This is a genomic window from Kordia sp., assembly GCF_965224175.1.
Classification (GTDB): Bacteria; Bacteroidota; Bacteroidia; order Flavobacteriales; family Flavobacteriaceae; genus Kordia.
This window is the reverse complement of the sequence record NZ_OZ245041.1, coordinates 2,562,877-2,583,051: the sequence shown is the minus strand read 5'-3', so window position 1 is coordinate 2,583,051 and position 20,175 is coordinate 2,562,877. Positions and strand designations below refer to the sequence as shown.

The 20,175-nt window shown below is 33.3% G+C and carries 15 protein-coding genes; 4 read left to right on the top strand and 11 right to left on the bottom strand.

Translation table 11 applies throughout. The annotated features are described in order from the left end of the window. Positions 1-303: 303 nt before the first annotated feature. The 11 genes from ACOQOS_RS11005 to miaB form a co-directional block, all read right to left on the bottom strand. On the bottom strand, positions 304-2,640 hold the full coding sequence (locus tag ACOQOS_RS11005) for a hypothetical protein (protein WP_420575019.1): 2,337 nt from the start codon (positions 2,638-2,640) through the stop codon (positions 304-306). 154 nt (positions 2,641-2,794) lie between these two features. Then, positions 2,795-5,134, bottom strand: coding sequence for a hypothetical protein (locus ACOQOS_RS11000; protein ID WP_420575018.1), 2,340 nt, complete (start codon positions 5,132-5,134; stop codon positions 2,795-2,797). 243 nt (positions 5,135-5,377) lie between these two features. Next, positions 5,378-7,720, bottom strand: a complete 2,343-nt coding sequence (locus tag ACOQOS_RS10995) for an MG2 domain-containing protein (RefSeq protein ID WP_420575017.1) — start codon at positions 7,718-7,720, stop codon at positions 5,378-5,380. Positions 7,721-7,845: 125 nt separating this feature from the next. Continuing rightward, complete coding sequence (gene groL / locus ACOQOS_RS10990; protein ID WP_420575016.1) at positions 7,846-9,483, bottom strand: chaperonin GroEL; 1,638 nt, start codon at positions 9,481-9,483, stop codon at positions 7,846-7,848. A 23-nt stretch (positions 9,484-9,506) separates the two neighbouring features. Then, entirely contained in the window at positions 9,507-9,785 is a 279-nt protein-coding gene (locus tag ACOQOS_RS10985) for a co-chaperone GroES (protein ID WP_420575015.1), read from the bottom strand. Between the two features lie 152 nt (positions 9,786-9,937). After that, a complete protein-coding gene (gene secG, locus ACOQOS_RS10980; RefSeq protein WP_420575014.1) occupies positions 9,938-10,288 on the bottom strand; it encodes a preprotein translocase subunit SecG in 351 nt (116 codons plus the stop codon). A 7-nt stretch (positions 10,289-10,295) separates the two neighbouring features. Next, positions 10,296-11,291: a hypothetical protein gene (locus ACOQOS_RS10975; RefSeq protein WP_420575013.1), complete on the bottom strand. Its 996-nt coding sequence runs from the start codon at positions 11,289-11,291 to the stop codon at positions 10,296-10,298. A 1-nt stretch (position 11,292) separates the two neighbouring features. Next, positions 11,293-11,796 (bottom strand): LPS assembly lipoprotein LptE, encoded by a 504-nt coding sequence (gene lptE / locus ACOQOS_RS10970; RefSeq protein WP_420575012.1) that lies wholly within the window; start codon positions 11,794-11,796, stop codon positions 11,293-11,295. Between the two features lie 18 nt (positions 11,797-11,814). After that, a complete protein-coding gene (locus ACOQOS_RS10965) occupies positions 11,815-13,071 on the bottom strand; it encodes a sigma 54-interacting transcriptional regulator (RefSeq protein ID WP_420575011.1) in 1,257 nt (418 codons plus the stop codon). Positions 13,072-13,192: 121 nt separating this feature from the next. Then, entirely contained in the window at positions 13,193-14,155 is a 963-nt protein-coding gene (locus ACOQOS_RS10960; protein WP_420575010.1) for a hypothetical protein, read from the bottom strand. 126 nt (positions 14,156-14,281) lie between these two features. Beyond that, positions 14,282-15,727, bottom strand: coding sequence for a tRNA (N6-isopentenyl adenosine(37)-C2)-methylthiotransferase MiaB (gene miaB / locus ACOQOS_RS10955; protein WP_420575009.1), 1,446 nt, complete (start codon positions 15,725-15,727; stop codon positions 14,282-14,284). A gap of 168 nt (positions 15,728-15,895) precedes the next feature. Between miaB and ACOQOS_RS10950 the strand changes: the two genes are divergently transcribed. From ACOQOS_RS10950 to ACOQOS_RS10935, 4 genes are all read left to right on the top strand, one after another. Then, on the top strand, positions 15,896-17,134 hold the full coding sequence (locus ACOQOS_RS10950) for an LVIVD repeat-containing protein (protein ID WP_420575008.1): 1,239 nt from the start codon (positions 15,896-15,898) through the stop codon (positions 17,132-17,134). A gap of 181 nt (positions 17,135-17,315) precedes the next feature. Then, complete coding sequence (locus ACOQOS_RS10945; RefSeq protein ID WP_420575007.1) at positions 17,316-18,377, top strand: hypothetical protein; 1,062 nt, start codon at positions 17,316-17,318, stop codon at positions 18,375-18,377. Positions 18,378-18,418: 41 nt separating this feature from the next. Continuing rightward, entirely contained in the window at positions 18,419-18,967 is a 549-nt protein-coding gene (locus ACOQOS_RS10940) for an RNA polymerase sigma factor (RefSeq protein ID WP_420575006.1), read from the top strand. Beyond that, positions 18,954-20,156, top strand: a complete 1,203-nt coding sequence (locus tag ACOQOS_RS10935) for a hypothetical protein (RefSeq protein ID WP_420575005.1) — start codon at positions 18,954-18,956, stop codon at positions 20,154-20,156. Before ACOQOS_RS10940 ends, ACOQOS_RS10935 begins: the two co-directional genes overlap by 14 nt. Positions 20,157-20,175: the final 19 nt, after the last annotated feature.

Here is a 20,175-nt window from a genome sequence, read left to right as displayed (position 1 = left end):
ATGGAACCAAGAATGTTTCTTGGTGTTTTTTAAAGTGAATTGTAAGGGATACATTCACTTTGAATGACGGTTTTCTTTGCAGAAATTAGACTTCCGTCTTTTAGAAATAAAATTCAAAGAATGGGGATTCTTTGCCAATACAACCTATGACTTGATGCGTTACAAAAGCTATAGTTTGTAATTTTTAATTTGAATTAAAGGTAATTATTTTTTTTTAATCTTGAGCAAAAAAGAGAAATGAGCTAGTTATGTTTTTTTGTAACTAGCTCATTTTGATCTGATTTGAAATATCGTTTTTTATGTTTACCGAACTTGAATTGTTCTTTTTTCAGAGATAAATTCACCATTTTCTGAAATACCTTCTATAAAAAGTGTAATAGTTTTGGTGCGTGTATCATAGATTTTGAAATTTGTAGCTTCTGATTTGGTAAGCTTCAATTCTGGAATCCAAGAAATAGCTCCGTATTTTTCGAAAGTATTGTTTAAATAAGAAGCGTATTTAGGCGTATAATATTCTTTTGTAGGTGTAAAAGCAAATGGCGCTTTTCCTCCTGAATACATAATGTCGCGTTCTCCTTGTTTTAATAATGGCGTTCTTCGTGTATAAATTTTAATAACACCACCAAAACCGGCATTTAATCCTTCACCTAAACCAGTTTTGTCAATGATTATTTTTTCAACGTTTGCAGTAGATAGATTGTATAAAATATTAAAACTGCTCAATCGTGCGCCATCAAAATAGACAACTGGAGAAGCTTTTGGTGAGCGTCTTGTAAAAATAGCAACTCTTCCTAATGTTTCAGAAACTTCATAGCCGTTGTTTTGGATAAAGTCTGTAATGTTTAAATAACGTGCATATTCTACTTCTGTAATTTGTGTTACTTTTCCATTGATTAAAATAGGATCTTTTTCTTTTTTCTCTTTTTCCGCATTGATAACAACGGCATCTAACTGTTCTGAATCGTCATAGAAGAAATTTTCAGGCAATTGAAAATTAGCTGAGTTTGATTGAATGGTTGCGTTTTCTAAAAGAGTAGTTTCTGAAATTTTATCTTTTCCATTCGCTACACTAAAACGTAAGTATAAACTCGGTTTTCTAAATAATCCTTTTTTGGTCATATATGAGAAACGAATTTCTTCTCCTTCTTCCAAAAAGAAGTTCGCAATTTTGAATTTTTTGTTTTTGTCTAATTCGATGAATTGTGCTGAATGATTTTTGGTAGCGTATAAAAACAAACGATCAATGTCAGATTTTGGTCGGTTTACGGTTCCTTCAATCAAAATTCCGGTTTCAAAACGATTAAAGCCGTTTGGTTTTTCTTCAAAGATGTTTTTCCAATTATAACGACTCCAGCCTTGTGTGAGTAATAAGATGTCTAGCTCATATTTTTTCTTCCTATTCATGTTTTGGAAGTAATATTGCGGATTCTCTACAGCACTTTTTATATGTGGTTTTAGGTAGAAATTGGATACAATATTATGATCTGGATTGTAACTTTTAGTCAATTCTGGTAATACCGAAATACTCAAGTTTGCATTGCTTTGTAATTGTGTTTCGTTGATGGATAATAGAATGGAATCATTGACTGTGTTGAGCTTTGAAACATTTAGGTTTGTTTTTTTGACAAAGAAATCATTAAAAAATAAACGTTCTAAAATTGGAGTATTTGCATCGTCAAAAACAGTAATAGTGTTGATTCCTTTGAAGAGTTCTTTTTTAGGAATACTGATGGCTTTTTCTGTTGTATTTTGAAACGAAAGAGCAATGGTTTTTAATTTTCCGTTTTGATGTACAAGTACTTTGTATTGTTTTGTTGGGTTTGCAGCTAATGTTGCTGCATTTGTGTTGAAATTGATAATAATTTTGTCTGGAAATGGATTGTTTACAATCATAGAAATACCTTTTTCTTTGGCTTTTGGTAAAGCTTGCGTGATTGTTTTTCCACTTTCTAGCGTAATTTCAGCAGTATACTTCTGATTAGTTTCAGGAATAAAGATAAATTTCCCTAAACCTATCGTATTTCCTTTAAACGTAGTGATTTCTTTTTTGCTTTCATCATAGATAATTCCCGAAGCAATTACACCTTTTCCTTCTTCATTGACGACTTTAAAGCCAATGTTGTTTTTAGTGTCTACGACCATGTGTCCGCCTTCTGGCAAAAACTGAAAGTCATATTGTTCTTCTTTTTCGATAGTAATTTTTTTTGCCTCTTCTGCTGTGATGACTTCTATTTTTTGGATGAAAGCATTGTTTTCTTTAAAATTCTTCATCCAATTGGTCTCTGCTTTGAGGTAGTATGTTCCTGAAGTATATGTAGAATCGATGAGAATGTTTCCTTTGGCAACACCATCTTTTGCTTGAAATAGCGTGTTTTTAACTTGCTTTCCATCAGCATCATAAATACCAACATTGATATTGGTTGTAGCCTTTGATGTGAGTTGATTCTTTTGATCTAAAGCGTAGCCTTTGAACCAAATTTCTTCACCTTGAAAATATGTTGTTTTGTTTAAATGTACATATAATGCTTCTCGCGGAAGTGTAAAATATGCAGCATATTCGTCCTCAATTGCTTTTTGTTGGCTGAATATTGGTAATGTATTTATTAAAAAGAAATAAAGTAAAAGGTATTTGTATTTCATAATAAAGCGGTTGTTATTACCTACAAAAATAGGGAAGTGTATGTGTGTATTTTCTTAAAAAAATCCCAAATATTCATAAATAATGAAAGCCGTTTCTATGTTTAGAAACGGCCTTAGGTATTGTGTTTAAAAGATTCGTTGAACTTTTGAAATGTTAACGAACTTGAATGGTCTTTTTTTCGGAGATTAAATCACCATTTTCTGAAATTCCTTCAATGAATAGTGTAATGTTTTTTGTTTTGGTATCATATACTTTGAAGTTGGAAGCTGTCGATTTGTCTAATTTTACTTCTGGAATCCAAGATATAGCACCGTATTTTTGAAACGTTTTATTTCTGTACGATGTATAGTTTGGAGCATAATATTTTTTAGTTGCCGCAAATGCGTATGGAGCTTTTGTACCTGTATATGCAGGACCAGCATCTCCTTTTTTGAAAAGAGGTGTTTTTCGTGTATAAATTTTAATAACACCACCAAAACCAGCATTTACACCTTCACCAACTCCAGTTCTGTCAATTACGACACGTTGAATATTGAAAGAAGAAAGTTTGTAAAGAATGCTGAAATCAGTAATTCGAGCATTGTCAAAATAAACTACAGGAACTGCCTTTGGTTGCCTCCTGGTAATGATAGAAACTCTTCCTAAGTTTTCTGATACTTGATAGCCATTGTAGTTAATAAAATCAGTTACATTGATAAAACGGTTGTATTCTTCGAGTGTAAAATCGGTAACTTTTGCATTTACTAAAATTGGATCTTTGTATACTTCTTTTGTGTTCTTGACAACGACAGCAGCATCTAATGTTACGGCATCTTCATAGAAGAAGCTTTTTGGAATAGAGAAATTAGCGCTTGCTGTACTTTTTGCTTCTGCATTGTTTAAAAGCATTTCGGAGATACGATCTTGAGTATTGCTTACTTTAAATCGGACATACATGCCTGGTTTTTTGAAAACTCCTTTTTTGTTCGTGTAAGAAAAACGAATCTCTTCTCCTTCTTCCAAAAAGAAATTATCAATTGTAAATTCTTGTTTTTCGTTCAAATCAACAAAACCAGCTGGATGATTTTTTGTAGCATATAAAAATACACGCTTTACTCCAGAAGCTGGTCTGTTTACTCGTCCAGAAACAGTCATTCCATTCTCAAAGCGATTGAGTCCATTTGGCTTTTCATTAAAAATGTCTTTCCAATCGTATCGGCTCCAACCTTGAGTTAGTAATAAAATATCGAGCTCATATTTTTTCTTTGAGTTCATGTTTTGAAAGTAATATGGCGCATTTTCCACAAAACCTTTTACATGTGGTTTTAAATAGAAATTAGAGAGAATATTGTGTTGCGGATTGTAGCTTTTTGTTGTTTCTGGTAAAACAGAAATACTAATGTTTGCATTTTCATTTAGATTAAATTCTTTAATAGATAAGAGAATAGAATCTTGTGCGGCATTGAGTTTAGAGATGTTTACATTGGCTTTTTTAATTCCGTGTTCGTTGAAAAATAGGCGTTCTAGAATCGGATTTTCATTGCTGTCAAATACCGTAATAGTATTGATTCCTTTGAATAGTTGATCTTTTTGAAGGCTCACAGCTTTTTCGGTTCCACTAAATTTAAAATTGGCAACTTTAAGTTTTCCATTTTGGTGAATGAATACTTTGTATTTCTTGTTTATATTTTTTCGTAATGTTTCTTCGTTTGTGCTAAAGTCGATGATGATTTTGTCTTCAGAAAAGTTCTGCAACATTAAGGTGATACCTTCTGATTCTGGTTTTGGTAATGTTTTTGTGATCACTGATCCGTCATCAAGAGTAATCTTAGCAGTGTAGTTTTTGTCTTTTTTGGGATGAAATAAAAATTTCCCCATTCCTAAAGTATTACTTTCAAATGAAGCAACTTCTTTATCATCTTGATCATACACAATTCCTGTGGCACTTACACCTTTTCCTTCTTCGTTTAAGACTTTAAAGCCCACGTTGCAAATTGCGTCACTTACAATGTGTCCGCCTTCTGGTAAAAATTGAAAATCGAAACGCGCTTCTTTGGTAACATCTTTCTTGCTCGCTTCTTCTTCAGTAATAATTTCAATTTGTTGGATAAAAGAGTTGTCTTCTTTAAAGTTTTTCATCCAATTGGTTTCTGCTTTGATATAATACGTACCTGCGGTAAAGGTAGAATCGATAGCAAAGTTTCCTTGTGCATAGCCATCTTTGGCTTTAAATAGTGCTTTTTTGACTTGCGTCCCTTCGGCGTCATAAATACCAACATTGATATTTGTGGTAGCCTTAGAAATTAACTGGTTTTTTTGATCGTACGCATATCCTTTGAACCAGATTTCTTCTCCTGCAAAGTAGCTAGTTTTGTTTACATGTAAGTACAATGATTCTCTTGGAAGTGTAAAGTACGCAGCATATTCGTTTTCAATCGTTTTTGTCTGTTGCCCGTAAACGCTCAGCGTTGTGGATATGATGGCAATCAGTAATAATACATAATTTTTTTTCATAATAATAGATTGTTAATGTTCTGCTAATGAATGCAACAAAAAGAATACCAATACATTATATTTTTAAATAAAAATTCTGAAAATGTCTTTTCAAATTCTAAAATACAATTTTGAATTGCTGAATGTGATTTTCTTTGAGATGTTTATTTTTTTAAAAAAATTGAATATTGTATAATTTCGGTCACAAAAAGAATCATTTTTAAATACTAAAAAATAACGCTTTTATATTTATAAGATCGTTTTTTAACGAACTTGAATGGTCTTTTTTTCGGAGATTAAATCGCCATTTTCTGAAATTCCTTCAATAAATAAGGTTATGTTTTCAGCTTCTGTATCATATATTTTGAAATTAGTCGCTTGAGATGTTTCTAGTTTTAATTCTGGAATCCACGAAATAACTCCATACTTTTTGAATATAGGATTGAAATATGAATTATAGTTAGGTGAATAATATTCTTTTCCAGTAGTAAAAGCTTTTGTTGTTTTTGTTGATAAATACAAAATATCATCGGCGCCTTTGAATAAAGGTGTTTCGCGTGTGTAAATTTTTATGACTCCATCAGCATTTCGCCCTTCGTTAGTGTAAACTCTGCTGTGTCTATCTATTACAATACGTTCTATATTTGTTAATGAAAAATTGTATAGCATTGTAAGATTAGGAGTGCGTAATTCTGTATCATTAAAAAATATAACAGGATTAGCTCTTTTTGGTGAAAAATGAGCAATACTTACAGCTCCTCCATTTTGTGTCGCATTAAAACCATTGAATTGAAGAAATTGAACGATATTGTAATAATTATAATAGGTTTCTTCAGTAACATCAGTTACTTCAGGGTCTGTCATAAAAAGATCGGCATACGTTGATCGTCGTTTTTTTGTTTCTAAAACTACCGTATCCAATGCTTCTGCTTTTTTAGAAAGGAAGTTTTTAGGAATAGAAAAGTCGGCAGTAGTAGTAATGTTTTTTGTTTCTTTTAAATGGACATCTAAGATTTTATCTTCTTTGTCAGTGACAACAAAACGCAAATACATACTTGGTTTTTTGAAAACACCTTTTTTGTTGATATACGAAAAACGTACTTCTTCGTCTTCTTCTAAAAACAATCCTGTTACTGTAAAGTTTTGATTTTCATCTAAGTCGATAAATTTACTGTTATTGTGTTTTGTAGTGTGCAAAAAGATACGTTTTACATTAGAAACTGGTTTATTGACGCGTCCTGAAATGGTAATTCCATTTTCAAAAGGATGTAATATGTTCGGTTTTTTGCCAAAAATGTCTTTCCAATCGTATCGACTCCAACCTTGAGTAAGTAATAAAATGTCCAATTCGTATTTTTTCTTTCTATCGATATCTCGGAAATAATACTGTGGGTTTTCTACGTATCCTTTTACATGTGGTTTTAGGTAAAAGTTTGATAAGATATTGTGTTCAGGATTGTAACTTTTTGTTTTTTCTGGTAATACAGAAATGCTGATATTGGCATTTTTTTGTAATTTTAGTTCGTTGATAGAAAGCAATAAAGAATCTTTTGTTTTTGATAATTTAGTAATATTAATATTTGCTTTTTTTACGTGATAATCGTTAAAAAATAAACGCTCTAAAATAGGATTCTTATTATTGTCAAATACTGTGATGGTATTGATCCCTTTAAACAAATCTTTCTTTGAAATGCTTATCGTTTTTTCTGTATTTTCAAATTGTAGATTGATTGTTTTTAGATTTCCATTTTGATGAATGAGAACTTTGTACTGTTTTGTAGGATTGAATGCTATTGTTTCTGTATTTGTGCTAAAATTGATGATTACATTGTCTTGAGATAGATTGTTTAAGACGATAGAAACACCTTTTAAATCGGCTTTGGGTAATTTTTCTGTAATTACGGTTCCGTTTTCAAGTTTGATTTCAGCAGTGTATTGAATGTTTTCTTTTGCTTGAAATAGAAATTTTCCCATTCCTAAGGTATTACTTTCAAAAGAAGCTACTTGGTTTTGGAATTCGTCATATACAATTCCAGACGCAGCGACTCCTTTTCCATTGTTATCTATAACTTTGAAACCAATATTGCTAAGTGTATTGGCAACCATATGTCCGCCTTCGGGTAAAAATTGGAAATCGATTTTTTGCGCTTGTGTAGTAACTGTTTTCGGATTTTTTTGATCTGTGATGATTTCAATTCTTTGAACGTAAGCGTCATTTTCCTTGAAATTTTTCATCCAATTGGTTTCAGCTTTGATGAAATACGTTCCTGTGGTAAGTGTAGAGTCTATTGCAAAATTTCCTTGCGTGATTCCGTTTTTAGCTTTGAATAATGTTTTTTTGACTTGATTACCTTCTGCATCATAAATACCAACATTAATATTTGTGGTTGCCTTTGATGTTAGTTGTTTTTTTTGGTCGTAGGCATAGCCTTTGAACCAAATTTCTTCGCCGGCTACATAGGTTGTTTTATTGAGATGTAAAAATAGCGCTTCTCTAGGTAAAGTAAAATATGCTGCATATTCGTCTTCGATGGTTTGTGGTTCTTGTGCATTCATGCCGAACACAGAAGAAAAAATAACAATCAATAAAAGGTATTTTTTTTTCATAGAACTTTGGTTTTGGTTAATGTAGTATGTGAAAAATACCTCAAAAACCGTGCTATAAAATAAAATCATAAAAAAACTCCGAAAATATAATCTTCGGAGTTTTAGTCTTTTATATGTGTATGATCTTACATCATTCCTGGCATTCCTCCGCCCATTGGTGGCATTCCACCTCCAGCAGGAGCTTCTTCTTTAATATCGATTAAAGCACATTCTGTTGTTAAAATCATTCCTGATACAGAAGCTGCATTTTCTAAAGCGATACGTGTTACTTTTTTAGGATCAATGATTCCAGCTTTTAGCATGTCTACATACTCATCTGTTTTTGCATTGTAACCAAAGTCTTTTTTACCTTCCATTACTTTAGAAACTACAACGCTTCCTTCTCCACCAGCGTTAGAAACGATCGTGCGTAATGGCTCTTCAATAGCGCGTGCAATGATTTTGATTCCTGTTACTTCGTCAAGGTTATCAGTAGTAATACTTTCTAAAACACCTTTTGCGCGAACTAAAGCAACTCCACCACCAGCAACAATTCCTTCTTCAACAGCAGCTCTTGTAGCGTGTAATGCGTCATCAACTCTGTCTTTTTTCTCTTTCATTTCTACTTCAGAAGCAGCACCAACATATAGTACAGCAACTCCACCAGCTAATTTTGCTAGACGTTCTTGAAGTTTTTCTTTATCATAATCAGAAGTAGTCGATTCAATTTGTGCTTTGATTTGTCCAACACGTGTTTGAATCATTTCTGCATCACCAGAACCATTTACGATGGTAGTATTGTCTTTGTCAATAGTAATTTTTTCAGCAGTTCCTAGCATGTCAATTGTAGCATTTTCTAAAGTGAAACCTCTCTCTTCAGAAATTACAGTTCCGCCAGTTAGGATAGCGATATCTTCTAGCATTGCTTTTCTACGATCACCAAAACCTGGTGCTTTTACAGCAGCAATTTTTAATGCACCTCTTAATTTGTTTACAACTAAAGTAGCTAATGCTTCTCCGTCAACATCTTCAGCAATGATTAATAAAGGCTTTCCAGTTTGTGCTACAGGCTCTAAAACTGGCATTAAGTCCTTCATTGAAGAAATTTTCTTATCAAATAATAAGATATAAGGACTTTCTAACTCAGCTTCCATTTTTTCAGAGTTGGTTACAAAGTATGGAGATAAATATCCTCTGTCAAACTGCATTCCTTCTACAACATCAACATATGTGTCAGTTCCTTTAGCTTCTTCTACGGTAATTACTCCTTCTTTTCCAACTTTTCCGAAAGCTTGTGCAATTAAATCACCAACTACATCGTCGTTGTTTGCTGAAATAGAAGCAATTTGTTTTATTTTTTCAGAAGAGTCACCAACTTTTTTAGCTTGCTTGTTTAGGTCTTCAACAATTGCAGTAACAGCTTTGTCAATTCCTCTTTTTAAATCCATAGGATTTGCTCCAGCAGCTACGTTCTTTAAACCTTCTTTTACAATTGCTTGTGCTAATACAGTAGCAGTTGTTGTTCCGTCTCCAGCCAAGTCATTTGTTCTAGAAGCTACTTCTTTTACCATTTGAGCTCCCATGTTTTCTAATGGATTTTCTAGCTCAATTTCTTTTGCTACAGAAACACCATCTTTTGTTACAGATGGCGCACCAAATGATTTACTAATGATTACGTTTCTTCCTTTTGGTCCTAGCGTTACTTTTACTGCATTTGCTAAAGCGTCCACACCACGTTTTAGTCCGTCGCGTGCTTCAATATCAAATTTTATATCTTTTGCCATTGTGGTATCTTTTTAAAGTTAAATTAAATGATTGCTAAAATGTCATCTTCTCTCATGATGATATAATCAGTTCCTTCAAACTTGATTTCAGTTCCAGAGAATTTCCCATATAAAACGGTATCATCAACTTTTACGGTTAATGGTTCATCTTTTTTACCTGATCCAACAGCAACTACAGTTCCTCGTTGTTGCTTTTCTTGCGCTGAATCTGGAATGTAAAGCCCTGAAGCAGTTTTTGTTTCTGCTGGCAATGGGGCAATCAAAACTCTATCTGCTAGTGGTTTGATATTAACTTTGCTCATTTTGTTGAATATTTAATTTTATGAATTATTTTATTATTTACGGATAGCAATTAGTCAGAAATTGTGCCATTTTGCGAATGCTGACAAATTGAAATAAAAAATGCCAGCTTGTCATAAGCTGGCATTTTTGTATATGTTAAAAACGGTTCTGATTAGTTTCCACCAGTACTTGTTCCGTCTGTAGTATTTGTATTGTTGTCTGCTGGAGGCGTTGTTTGTTCTGTTTGTGGAACTGAATCACCAGATACTTTTGATTTTTCTCCTGCACTTAGGTTTGTAAAGTTCGTTACTAGGATTAAAGCAATTAAAATAGTTGCTAGTGCCCAAGTACTTTTGTCTAAGAAATCCGTTGTTTTTTGTACACCACCAATTTGTTGGTTTCCGCCACCACCAAAAGAAGAAGATAATCCACCACCTTTTGGATTCTGTACCATTATTACTAACATTAATAGAAATGCTACAATAAGGATTAAGACTATGAAAATGTAATAAGTTGAACTCATTTTTATATTAATTATTTTGTTGTAATTTTTTTATTGCCCGAATTTGGTCTGCAAAGAAACCACTTTTTTCTGGATATTTCAAAATTAATATGTTATAAGCTTTAATTGCTTTTTTATATTTCTTTTGTTCTAAATATACTTTCGCCAAAGTTTCGGTCATTAGCATCGATTGATCTACATTTGATTCGTTGGCTAGGTTGATTGTTTTTTCGACTGTTGGCTTTGGTTTTATCTTAGGGTTTTTGTCTATAAACTTGTCAATCAGATCAAACCTTTTCTTTTTGTCTTCTTCTTTGACTTTGGTTTCAGAAGCTATTTCTGTTGGCGTTTCCTCTTCTTTGATACTTTCTTTTTCGCTTTCCTGAGAACGATCTATAGGTTGCAAATTGGTTAATTGCAGCCATTCTGAGAATGAGTGCTTTTCTTGTTTATTAAAGGTAAGAGGTTTTCCTAATTGTAATGTTTCTTCGGGAGTTTCTGTAGTAGTAGTTTCTACTTTTTTCTCCTTTGCTTTTTTCTTTTTCTTGTCTTTCTTTTTTTCTTTTGTCTTTTCTTCTGTTATTTCAGGATTTGCCGCAATAGGAATAGCTGTTGCTTTTGGTTGAAACAAATCAGGATCTAAAATAGCATTGGCTTCTTGCAGTTTAGTTTTGATAGCATCTTCCATCGTAAGATTTTGATCAACTTTTACTTCTTCAGCAACAACTTCAATCTCCTTGGTATTGTTGTGAGATTCTGTAATAGTGCTAGAAATTTCGTGCTGATCAAACATACGAGATGTGATAAACTCAAATAAAATACTACGATCTGTTGTGTAGGCAGCTGTAGTTTTTAAAGATTGATTGTATTTGAAACTATCTTGATTTTTAAGCCCTTTTAAATGCACTACACGTGCAGCTTGAAAGTATGGAAATTCTTTGGTAATAGCAGCAATGGCTTCTGTTTGAGAAGCATTGATGTGCTTAGGGTTTTGCAATATGTATGTGAAATCGGAAATATTCATATTACCATTTTGCTAAACTTGCATTGAATATATCTTGCGTTAAACGTTCAAAAATTTCTTCGTGTGCTGTGCTTTGAACAGCAGTTAATTGAGTTGAAGCTGGATAGTCAAAGAAAAATGAGAATCGCTGGTCGAAATCATCATCAGGTCTGTTTTTGTGTGTAAATCGAACTTGTACACCAATTGTCAGTCGGTTTTGCGCAGCTGTATTATTTGCAGTTGCACTCATTGGCGATACACGATAATCTACAATTTCTCCTTCATATACCAAATCACCATTCGCTCTTACTAAGTCTAAGCTTGTTTGGTTTAGAATTAAATCTTGTAAAGCAAGTGTAAAATCTCTGTCGAGTCCAGGTTCAATAATTGGCGCGTTGTTTTGAAAAAAGTTTACTTGATATGTTTTTGCATTCAAGTCACCTGTTCCTGTAAAGTTATAAACTCCACAACTTACCATTGTGATTACTACAAGAAGTGTAGTCAGTATTATTTTTGTTTTTTTCATCAATTTTCTTTCTAGTGATTATAAATCAAATTGTTTGATTTTTCTATACAGCGTACGTTCTGAAATTCCTAGTTCTTTGGCTGCTGCTTTTCGTTTTCCTTTGTTGCGTTCTAATGCTTTTTTAATGAGTTCAAGTTCTTTGTCATGAAGCGAAAGCGTTTCCTCTTCTTCAATTTCTTCTGCAAAGTGATATTTGTCGGCTTCTGGAACCACAGATACTTCTGGGGAAATCGGAAGTAGTTTTACAGGAGCGATTACTTCTTCTTCATGGAAGGTTTCGTCATCAGTATTACCATAAATTTTCTGAATCAAACTTTCGTTTTCTTCTTTAACTTCTTTAGAAACACCATTTTGCATCAATTCCATGGTGAGTTTTTTTAAGTCATTTAAGTCACTTTTCATATCAAAAAGGACTTTGTATAATATTTCGCGTTCTGAGCTAAAGTCGCTTTCTCCTTTTGAACTTTCAATAACTGCAGGAAGGTTGCCCGTTGTATTTGGTAAATACTGACGTAAAGTATCAGCGGTAATTGTTCTGTTTTTCTCTAAGACAGAAATTTGTTCAGCTACATTTCTTAGTTGACGAATGTTTCCGTTCCAACGGTATTTTGTCAGCATTTCTGTAGCAACTTCATCCAAACGAATAGAAGGCATTTTGTATTTCATGGCAAAATCAGAAGCAAATTTTCTGAAAAGTAAATGAATATCATCTTTTCTAGCGCGCAATGGTGGAAGCAGAATTTCAATAGTACTTAAACGATAGTATAAGTCTTCTCTAAATTTTCCTTTTTTAATGGCGTCAAACATATTCACATTGGTTGCTGCAACAATACGAACGTTTGTTTTTTGAACTTTGGAAGAACCTACTTTGATAAATTCTCCATTTTCTAAAACACGCAGTAGGCGCACTTGCGTAGTGAGAGGTAATTCGCCAACTTCATCTAAAAAAATAGTTCCGTTGTCTGCTACTTCAAAGTAGCCGTTTCTTGTTTGGGTAGCGCCAGTAAAGGCTCCTTTCTCGTGTCCGAATAATTCACTGTCAATGGTTCCTTCTGGAATAGCACCACAGTTGACTGCAATATATTTTCCGTGCTTTCTGTGCGAAAGTGAATGAATTATTTTAGGGATACTTTCTTTTCCAACACCACTTTCACCCGTTACTAGCACAGAAATATCAGTTGGAGCTACTTGCATGGCTTTTTCTATGGCGCGATTAAGTCCAGCATCATTTCCAATGATTTCAAAGCGTTGTTTGATGGCTTGAATGGATTCCATGTGTTTGTTGTCGTTTTTTTATTTATGTATTCAGATGTTTCGTTAATTGTAATCGTAACATCATTAGAAATATTTGAGACTGACGAAAAAATAATTCCGTCTCGGTCTCAATGTTTTGCGGTTAATATTGAAACGCCTCTGCTTGTGTAACAGTTACACCATCGCCAAGGTCATAATTCCCGCCTTTACTCTGTATGTTGTTATTGGTATCATACATAGGGTTGAAACTATATGCTCCTTCCGAAGAATTTCCGCCAATCCAATTGTTTGCACTATGAAAGTTTGCAATGATGGCGCCAACTTCGTCTTCTGGATCACCATTAAAAACAGAGATTAAATACGTGTCCGCAAAAACTGATTTTAAAGGATTTGTGAACGCATCGTAATCATATGTAAGCGTTGTTGTGTTTCCGCCTTCTTCTACAGAGGTTTGTGTGCAGTTTCCAGAAGAAGAGTAAGTTAGAGTTTCAATTTTAGTAGATACTCCATTTTCAAAAGATTCTAATCGTGTTAGTCTGCTGTTTGAATCGAAAGTAAATACTGCTGTAGAACCTGTACCTTCAACGGTTTTGGTAACGGTATTTCCGACATACGTAAACGTATATACATAATCATCTGAATTATCGGCTGAAAAATCATATTCAATTTGCGAAATATTTTCTCCGTCGTATGTAATGGTAGTTGTATTTTGACCGCCTTCAGCATTATCTTCAATAAGTGTAATTTTTCCGTTGGCATCACGCGTATATGTACTTAATGAATTTACTGTAGTACCAAAAATAGTAAGTTCTATATTTTGGCTGGTAACAATTCCTTGTTGAATGTTAAAGTCTGTATTTGTGATAATTTCTCCAAGAATTGGCGCATTAGAAGCGACGTCATATGTATAAGTAGAAAGAGAAGTTGCTGGATCTGTAGGGTCAGTTGGATCGGTAGGATCTGTTGGGTCCGTCGGATCAGTAGGATCTGTTGGTGTATCGTTGGAAGGATTTTCAATAGCAATATCAGCATCTAATGGTTCGTCATCACAAGAAAAGCAAAAAAATGCTAAGATAACTGAAGTGATTAAAAGTGTTTTTTTCATAATTTATATTTTAATTGCTTACTAGATAATCGAGATTTAAATGCTCCGACGTTTGTGTCGAAATGTTTTTAATTGTTCCCGTTCAATCCTTCGTGGGCCTGCCCCGAAGTAGTTAACTTTTATGATTTAATTATTTTCTGAAGGTCCCACAGCTTCACCTATTAGCGTTGCTGAAGTACAGTCGTGTATTTTTACATTTACAAAATCACCAGGTTGGTAATTTTCTTTAGGGAATACAGTTACTGTATTTCTGGAAGTTCTTCCCATCCAATGTGCATCTGACTTTTTTGAAGTTCCTTCGATTAAAACTTCTTGTATAGTACCAATATGAGATTTAGTTCTGTAAGCGCTATGTCCACGTTGTAATTCTATGATTTCTGCAAGTCTTCGCTTCTTTGTTGTTTCAGGAACATCATCTTCCATTTTTCTTCCTGCCATTGTTCCTGGTCGTTCAGAATAAGTAAACATGTATCCAAAATCATACTTTACATAGTCCATTAAAGAAAGCGTGTCTTGATGATCCTCTTCAGTTTCTGTCGGGAAACCGGCTATTAAATCATGCGAAATTCCACAACCTGGTAAAATTTCACGAATCTTGTCGATTAGTCTGAAATACTCTTCACGCGTATGCAAACGGTTCATTTCTTTTAAGATACGATCACTACCACTTTGTACAGGTAAGTGAATGTGTTTGCAAATATTTCTGTGTTTTGCCATTACATGAAATACGTTTTCATGCATGTCTTGCGGATTTGATGTAGAAAAACGGAGGCGTAGTTTTGGAAACTTTATTGCTACCATATCTAGCAGCTTGGCAAAATCAACAGCAGTAGCTTTCTGTATTTCAGAAGCTTTGCCAAAATCTTTTTTCAAACCGCCGCCATACCACAAATAGCTATCTACGTTTTGACCAAGAAGCGTAATTTCTTTAAAGTTTTTATCTGAAAGCTCTTGAATTTCCTCTAAAATTGATTGTGGATCACGACTACGTTCGCGTCCTCGAGTAAACGGAACAACACAGAATGTGCACATATTGTCACAACCTCTTGTGATAGAAACCAAAGCATTGATTCCATTTGTATTTAAACGTACTGGAGAAATATCACCATAGGTTTCTTCTTTCGACAGTACCACATTTACGGCATTTCGTCCATCGTCAATTTCTTGAATCAAGTTAGGCAAGTCTTTGTAAGCATCTGGTCCTACAACCATATCTACAATTTTTTCCTCTTCTAAGAATTTACTTTTCAAGCGCTCAGCCATGCATCCTAATACGCCAACTTTCATTTTTGGATTGTGACGTTTTACAGCATTGTATTTTTCAAGACGTTTACGAACTGTTTGTTCTGCTTTATCGCGAATAGAACAAGTGTTAACTAATACTAAATCAGCTTCTTCCAAACGGTCAGTAGTGTTAAATCCTTCTTTGGCTAAAATAGAAGCCACAACTTCACTATCAGCAAAATTCATCTGACAACCATAACTTTCAATATATAGCTTTCGTGTATTTTTTGGATTTTGTGTTAAAACAATACTGTCTCCTTGTTTGTTTTCGTCTATAATCTTCTCCATGTAAATGTATTCTAAACCTTGAAATCATCATCAATTAAGATGCAAAGATAGAATTATTTCAAAAAATATGACATAATGACATGTTAAATAAATACTGGAAATAATTACGCAACCTTTTGCAGAAAGTTGCATCTACCTTGTGTATGAATTAAAAAAAACGACCACACCATGAAACTCAACTATTTCTTCTTATTCATAGCTACATGTCTTTTTGTGTCTTGTTCTGATGATAAAGAATATGAAAATTACAATGTAGCAACACCAATTACAATGTCTAAAGCAGAATTGCGTGCTTCTATACAAGTACTGCCTCCGCAAAGCATTGTGACATCTGGCAAAATATATGCATACCAACAATACATTTTTGTCAATGACGTAGATAAAGGAGTACATATTATTGATAATAGAAATCCATTACAGCCAACAATTATCAATTTTTTAAAGATTCCATTAAATAGAGATGTTTCTATTAAAGGAAATTATTTGTATGCTGACAGCGGGGAAGATTTGGTGGTTTTTGATATCAGTCAAATAAATAACATACATAGAGTAGGTTTTGTAGAAGATGTGATTCAGAATTATCAATATTTTCAGATTCCTAATGATGTAGATTTTTATAACTGGGAAGATTTTGATGCGAATACAGATATTATTGTAGGTTGGGATATTGCTGTTGAACGAAGAGAAGTTATGAAAGATGATATTGTAAATTTAGAATCATCTTCTGGTGGAGGAGGAACTGGTGCAGGCGGATCTTTAGCGCGTTTTAAAATTGTAAACGACCATTTATATGTAGTGGATAATAGCAGAATTAACGTTTTTGATATTCAAAATTTAGATGCACCTGTAAAAGTAGGAGAAGAATATGTGACTTGGGAAGCAGAGACAATTTTTCATGAAAATAATAAATTATTCATAGGAAGTACTACAGGTATGTTTATTTATGATATTTCACAACCGAGTTCACCACAATATATTTCAGAATTTGATCATATGCGATTTTGTGATCCTGTCGTTGTCGACGGAGATTATGCATACGTAACGCTTCGCGCCGGCGCAAGTTGTAGTATGGAAGGAGAAACGCAAATGCTTGATAGTAGGTTGGAAATTATTGATATTTCAGATATATACAATCCGCAATTGGTAGAAACATATATTATGGACGAGCCATATGGTTTAGGTGTAAAAGATGACAGACTCTTTATATGCGACGGTTCAGCAGGATTGAAAGTTTATAACAAATCAGATATTTCAAATTTACAATTACTGCAAAATTATAATACGAATGATGCATATGATGTCATTCCGATGGTAGATAAACTCTTAATGATTGGAAACAACACATTAACACAATATAATTACACAGCTACAGGGATTGAATTAATTAGCGAATTTACAATTCAATAATAAATTTTTTACTACAACAACTTTCACGTACTGTTTATGTGTATTTAGAAGCCTATTCGTAAAGAGTAGGCTTTTGTTTTTTTATGGCTGCTGCTCTAGTTTTTCATTTTTTTTCATTCTCTCGGGAACCTTTCTTGAAAACAACGCGTCTATATCAATAGAACATTAACAAAACCTGACTATGAAAAAACATTTTTTTAAAATACTACTGATTACTGTTATTGGAGTTTTGAGTTTTTCATGCTCTGATTTAGATGATAATGAAGAAATTGGAACTGTAGCGCTTGAAAACCTAATTCAAAAAGAATCAGAACTCTTTGGTCTAATAGAACGTGTGGCGGAGACAGAAGATGATGACGAAATTACGTGTATCAAATTTATATATGCTTTTACAATGTTAGAATTTGATAGTGACTTAATGGTAGTGAGTGAGCATGTTATATCAAGTGATCCTGAATTTAGTTTGATATTACAAGGTGTTCCAGATGGAAACAGTATCGGAATCAATTTTCCTATTCAAAGTATTCTGGAAAATGGTGAAGAATTCTTAATTCAAAATAAAGATGAACTAAAACAAGCTATTGATGATTGTATAGAGTTGCAACAAGAAGAACTAGTAGGGCAGTGTAGTAACCTGCTACAAGAATGTGTTTGGGTTGTTTCGCATGATGATGAAGATGTCGATGCATATGAAAATGCAGTATTTGATGTAGCCGATGATGGAACGTTTGTGTTTTATAATAATGGAGAATTGTATGAAGGAACTTGGATTGTATACTTTATTGAAGATGAATTACATACAAATATAACCTTTGAGGCGCCAGGAATGACTGCTGACGATTGGAATTTCGATTGGAAAACGGAAATTCTTTCAAACGAAATGATGACTTTCACAAATGATGACATTAGTTTTACGCTAACAAAAGAATGTGAAGAGGAAAATTACTGTACACAACTCATATTTTCAGCATGTGAAGAAGTGGCAGGTTCGCAAATCTCAGAATTTATATTTCAAGATTACATACCTTGCATATTACAAATTGAAGATTTGGAAGAATTGACAGAAGATGATAGTATTGCTTTCTATGAAACACAAATGGATGCTGATACAGAAACGAATCCGTTATCGCAAGAATCATATCAAAATATAACACAAGAGCAAACAATTTATGTGAGAGTATATTATACTTTAAGTGATGAGTTTTATATAATTCCTATTACAATCATATCAACGACTTGTTAAGATCAATTCAAATACAAAATAACCAAATAGGGCAAACGTTTTTGGAAAAAGCAAACGCAGAAGCGCATAACATAAAAGGGTTAATCAAAGGTGATAAGCTGGTTCAAAAAGCAGTTTATGACGCCTTTGCGCCCAAAATGTTAGCTGCGTGTCAAAACTTTATTTCCGATAGAACCTTGGCAGAAGAAGCTATGAATAATGGTTTTGTGAAAGTGTTTTTCAATATCAAAAAATACAAACAAGAAGGAAGCTTTGAAGGTTGGATACGTAAAATAATGATTCGAGAAAGTTTGTCGTTTCTGCGGAAGAAAAAATTTGTCATTGCTTCTCAGAGTGAAATCATCTTAGAAAAACAAAAAACCTATCAAAAACCAGTAGAAGAAGTTTCGGAAATTCAACAACTTATTGAGCGACTTCCAATCGAGTTTAAAATTGTGTTCAATCTTTATGCAATAGAAGGATACTCTCATAAAGAAATTGCTGAATTGCTGAAAATACCAGAAACAACCTCAAAAACACGCTTATTTAGAGCACGAAAAATATTAAAAGAACAATTGCAAACCATAAAGAAAGCTAATGGAAGATTTTGATTACATAGACGCACTTGCTAAAAGTGAACTTTCAAATCGAACAGTAACTCCTTCTGCCGATGGTTGGAATGTTGTTCAGCAGAAAATGAAGCGTAAAAAACGTAAAAGGCGCATCGCCTATCTTTTTCTTATTGCTTTATTAGGTTCTTTAAGTATTTATATAGGTGTAAATATTACTTCAGGTATAGAAGAGAGTACGGTTTCAGATAAAAATATAGAACAATTTAAATCAACCAATCAACAGAATAAGAACACTATTGTAAACTCAGATTCAACTTCGAATTCAATTCCGGATTCAAATTTAAGTTCGAATTCAACTTCAACCTTAATCGCGAATGATGATATCAGTCAAGCTGGAACAAACACTTCTGGAACACATTCTGTAATTACTGCCAAAAACAAATATCAGACTACTAACAAAGTTCACGGGAACGGCAATGATGTTGTGCAGAAGCAAACAGGAAATCATTCGCGATTTAATAATAAGGAGAGCGATTCTCAACTAACGAGTGTATCTGAAGTGAAAAGTAATGCAACGAGTGAAACTCCATTAAACAAACAGAACAATATAGTTGTTATTGATGATGAAGAAAACTTCTCATTAAATACTGCTGGATTAAAACTCTACGATTGGAAACTAATCTCGCCAGATCAACTAGAAAAGAAACGGAAAAAGCGAAAAAAATCTAAAAAGAAAGATGAGGTATACGAAAACCTAGATGTAATGATAGGACTCAATGGCTTTGTTTCGTCGCAAGATGATTATAAATTAACAGGTTCATATGTAGTTGCCTTGTCATATACTGATGAGAAAAAACTAAAAAATGATTTCTACTTTAAATATGGAGCTAATTTACAATTCAGAAACTTGCGGCTTAAAAATGATTCCCTAAGTTTTAATAAAGGAGAACTAAGTATGAACTTACTCTCTAGTGTAGAAAAACGATTTGGAAACTTTGGAATAGAAGCAGGCGCATATGCTGGATACGAGTTTTATTCGCCAAACAATGACCGTTTTGCAGACAGTAACACAAATTTCTTTGAGCAAAAAATTAATTATGGATTTCTTGCAGCGTTCAATTACAATAAAATCGGATTGATTTTTAGGTATGAATTATCTCCATACATAAATTATCTTGGAAACAAGAAATTTGGGGCATTCACAGTAGGTGTAAAATATGATTTTTAAAGCTCTAAAAAATGAAAAA

Excerpts from the sequence above, each read along its gene's own strand:
- ACOQOS_RS10965 (WP_420575011.1), bottom strand. The coding sequence starts at position 13,071 with ATGGAATCCATTCAAGCCATCAAACAACGCTTTGAAATCATTGGAAAT.
- groL (WP_420575016.1), bottom strand. The coding sequence starts at position 9,483 with ATGGCAAAAGATATAAAATTTGATATTGAAGCACGCGACGGACTAAAA.
- ACOQOS_RS10995 (WP_420575017.1), bottom strand. The coding sequence starts at position 7,720 with ATGAAAAAAAAATACCTTTTATTGATTGTTATTTTTTCTTCTGTGTTC.
- ACOQOS_RS10945 (WP_420575007.1), top strand. The coding sequence starts at position 17,316 with ATGAAAAAACATTTTTTTAAAATACTACTGATTACTGTTATTGGAGTT.
- ACOQOS_RS10985 (WP_420575015.1), bottom strand. The coding sequence starts at position 9,785 with ATGAGCAAAGTTAATATCAAACCACTAGCAGATAGAGTTTTGATTGCC.
- secG (WP_420575014.1), bottom strand. The coding sequence starts at position 10,288 with ATGAGTTCAACTTATTACATTTTCATAGTCTTAATCCTTATTGTAGCA.
- ACOQOS_RS10950 (WP_420575008.1), top strand. The coding sequence starts at position 15,896 with ATGAAACTCAACTATTTCTTCTTATTCATAGCTACATGTCTTTTTGTG.
- lptE (WP_420575012.1), bottom strand. The coding sequence starts at position 11,796 with ATGAAAAAAACAAAAATAATACTGACTACACTTCTTGTAGTAATCACA.
- ACOQOS_RS11000 (WP_420575018.1), bottom strand. The coding sequence starts at position 5,134 with ATGAAAAAAAATTATGTATTATTACTGATTGCCATCATATCCACAACG.
- ACOQOS_RS10960 (WP_420575010.1), bottom strand. The coding sequence starts at position 14,155 with ATGAAAAAAACACTTTTAATCACTTCAGTTATCTTAGCATTTTTTTGC.
- ACOQOS_RS11005 (WP_420575019.1), bottom strand. The coding sequence starts at position 2,640 with ATGAAATACAAATACCTTTTACTTTATTTCTTTTTAATAAATACATTA.
- miaB (WP_420575009.1), bottom strand. The coding sequence starts at position 15,727 with ATGGAGAAGATTATAGACGAAAACAAACAAGGAGACAGTATTGTTTTA.
- ACOQOS_RS10975 (WP_420575013.1), bottom strand. The coding sequence starts at position 11,291 with ATGAATATTTCCGATTTCACATACATATTGCAAAACCCTAAGCACATC.
- ACOQOS_RS10935 (WP_420575005.1), top strand. The coding sequence starts at position 18,954 with ATGGAAGATTTTGATTACATAGACGCACTTGCTAAAAGTGAACTTTCA.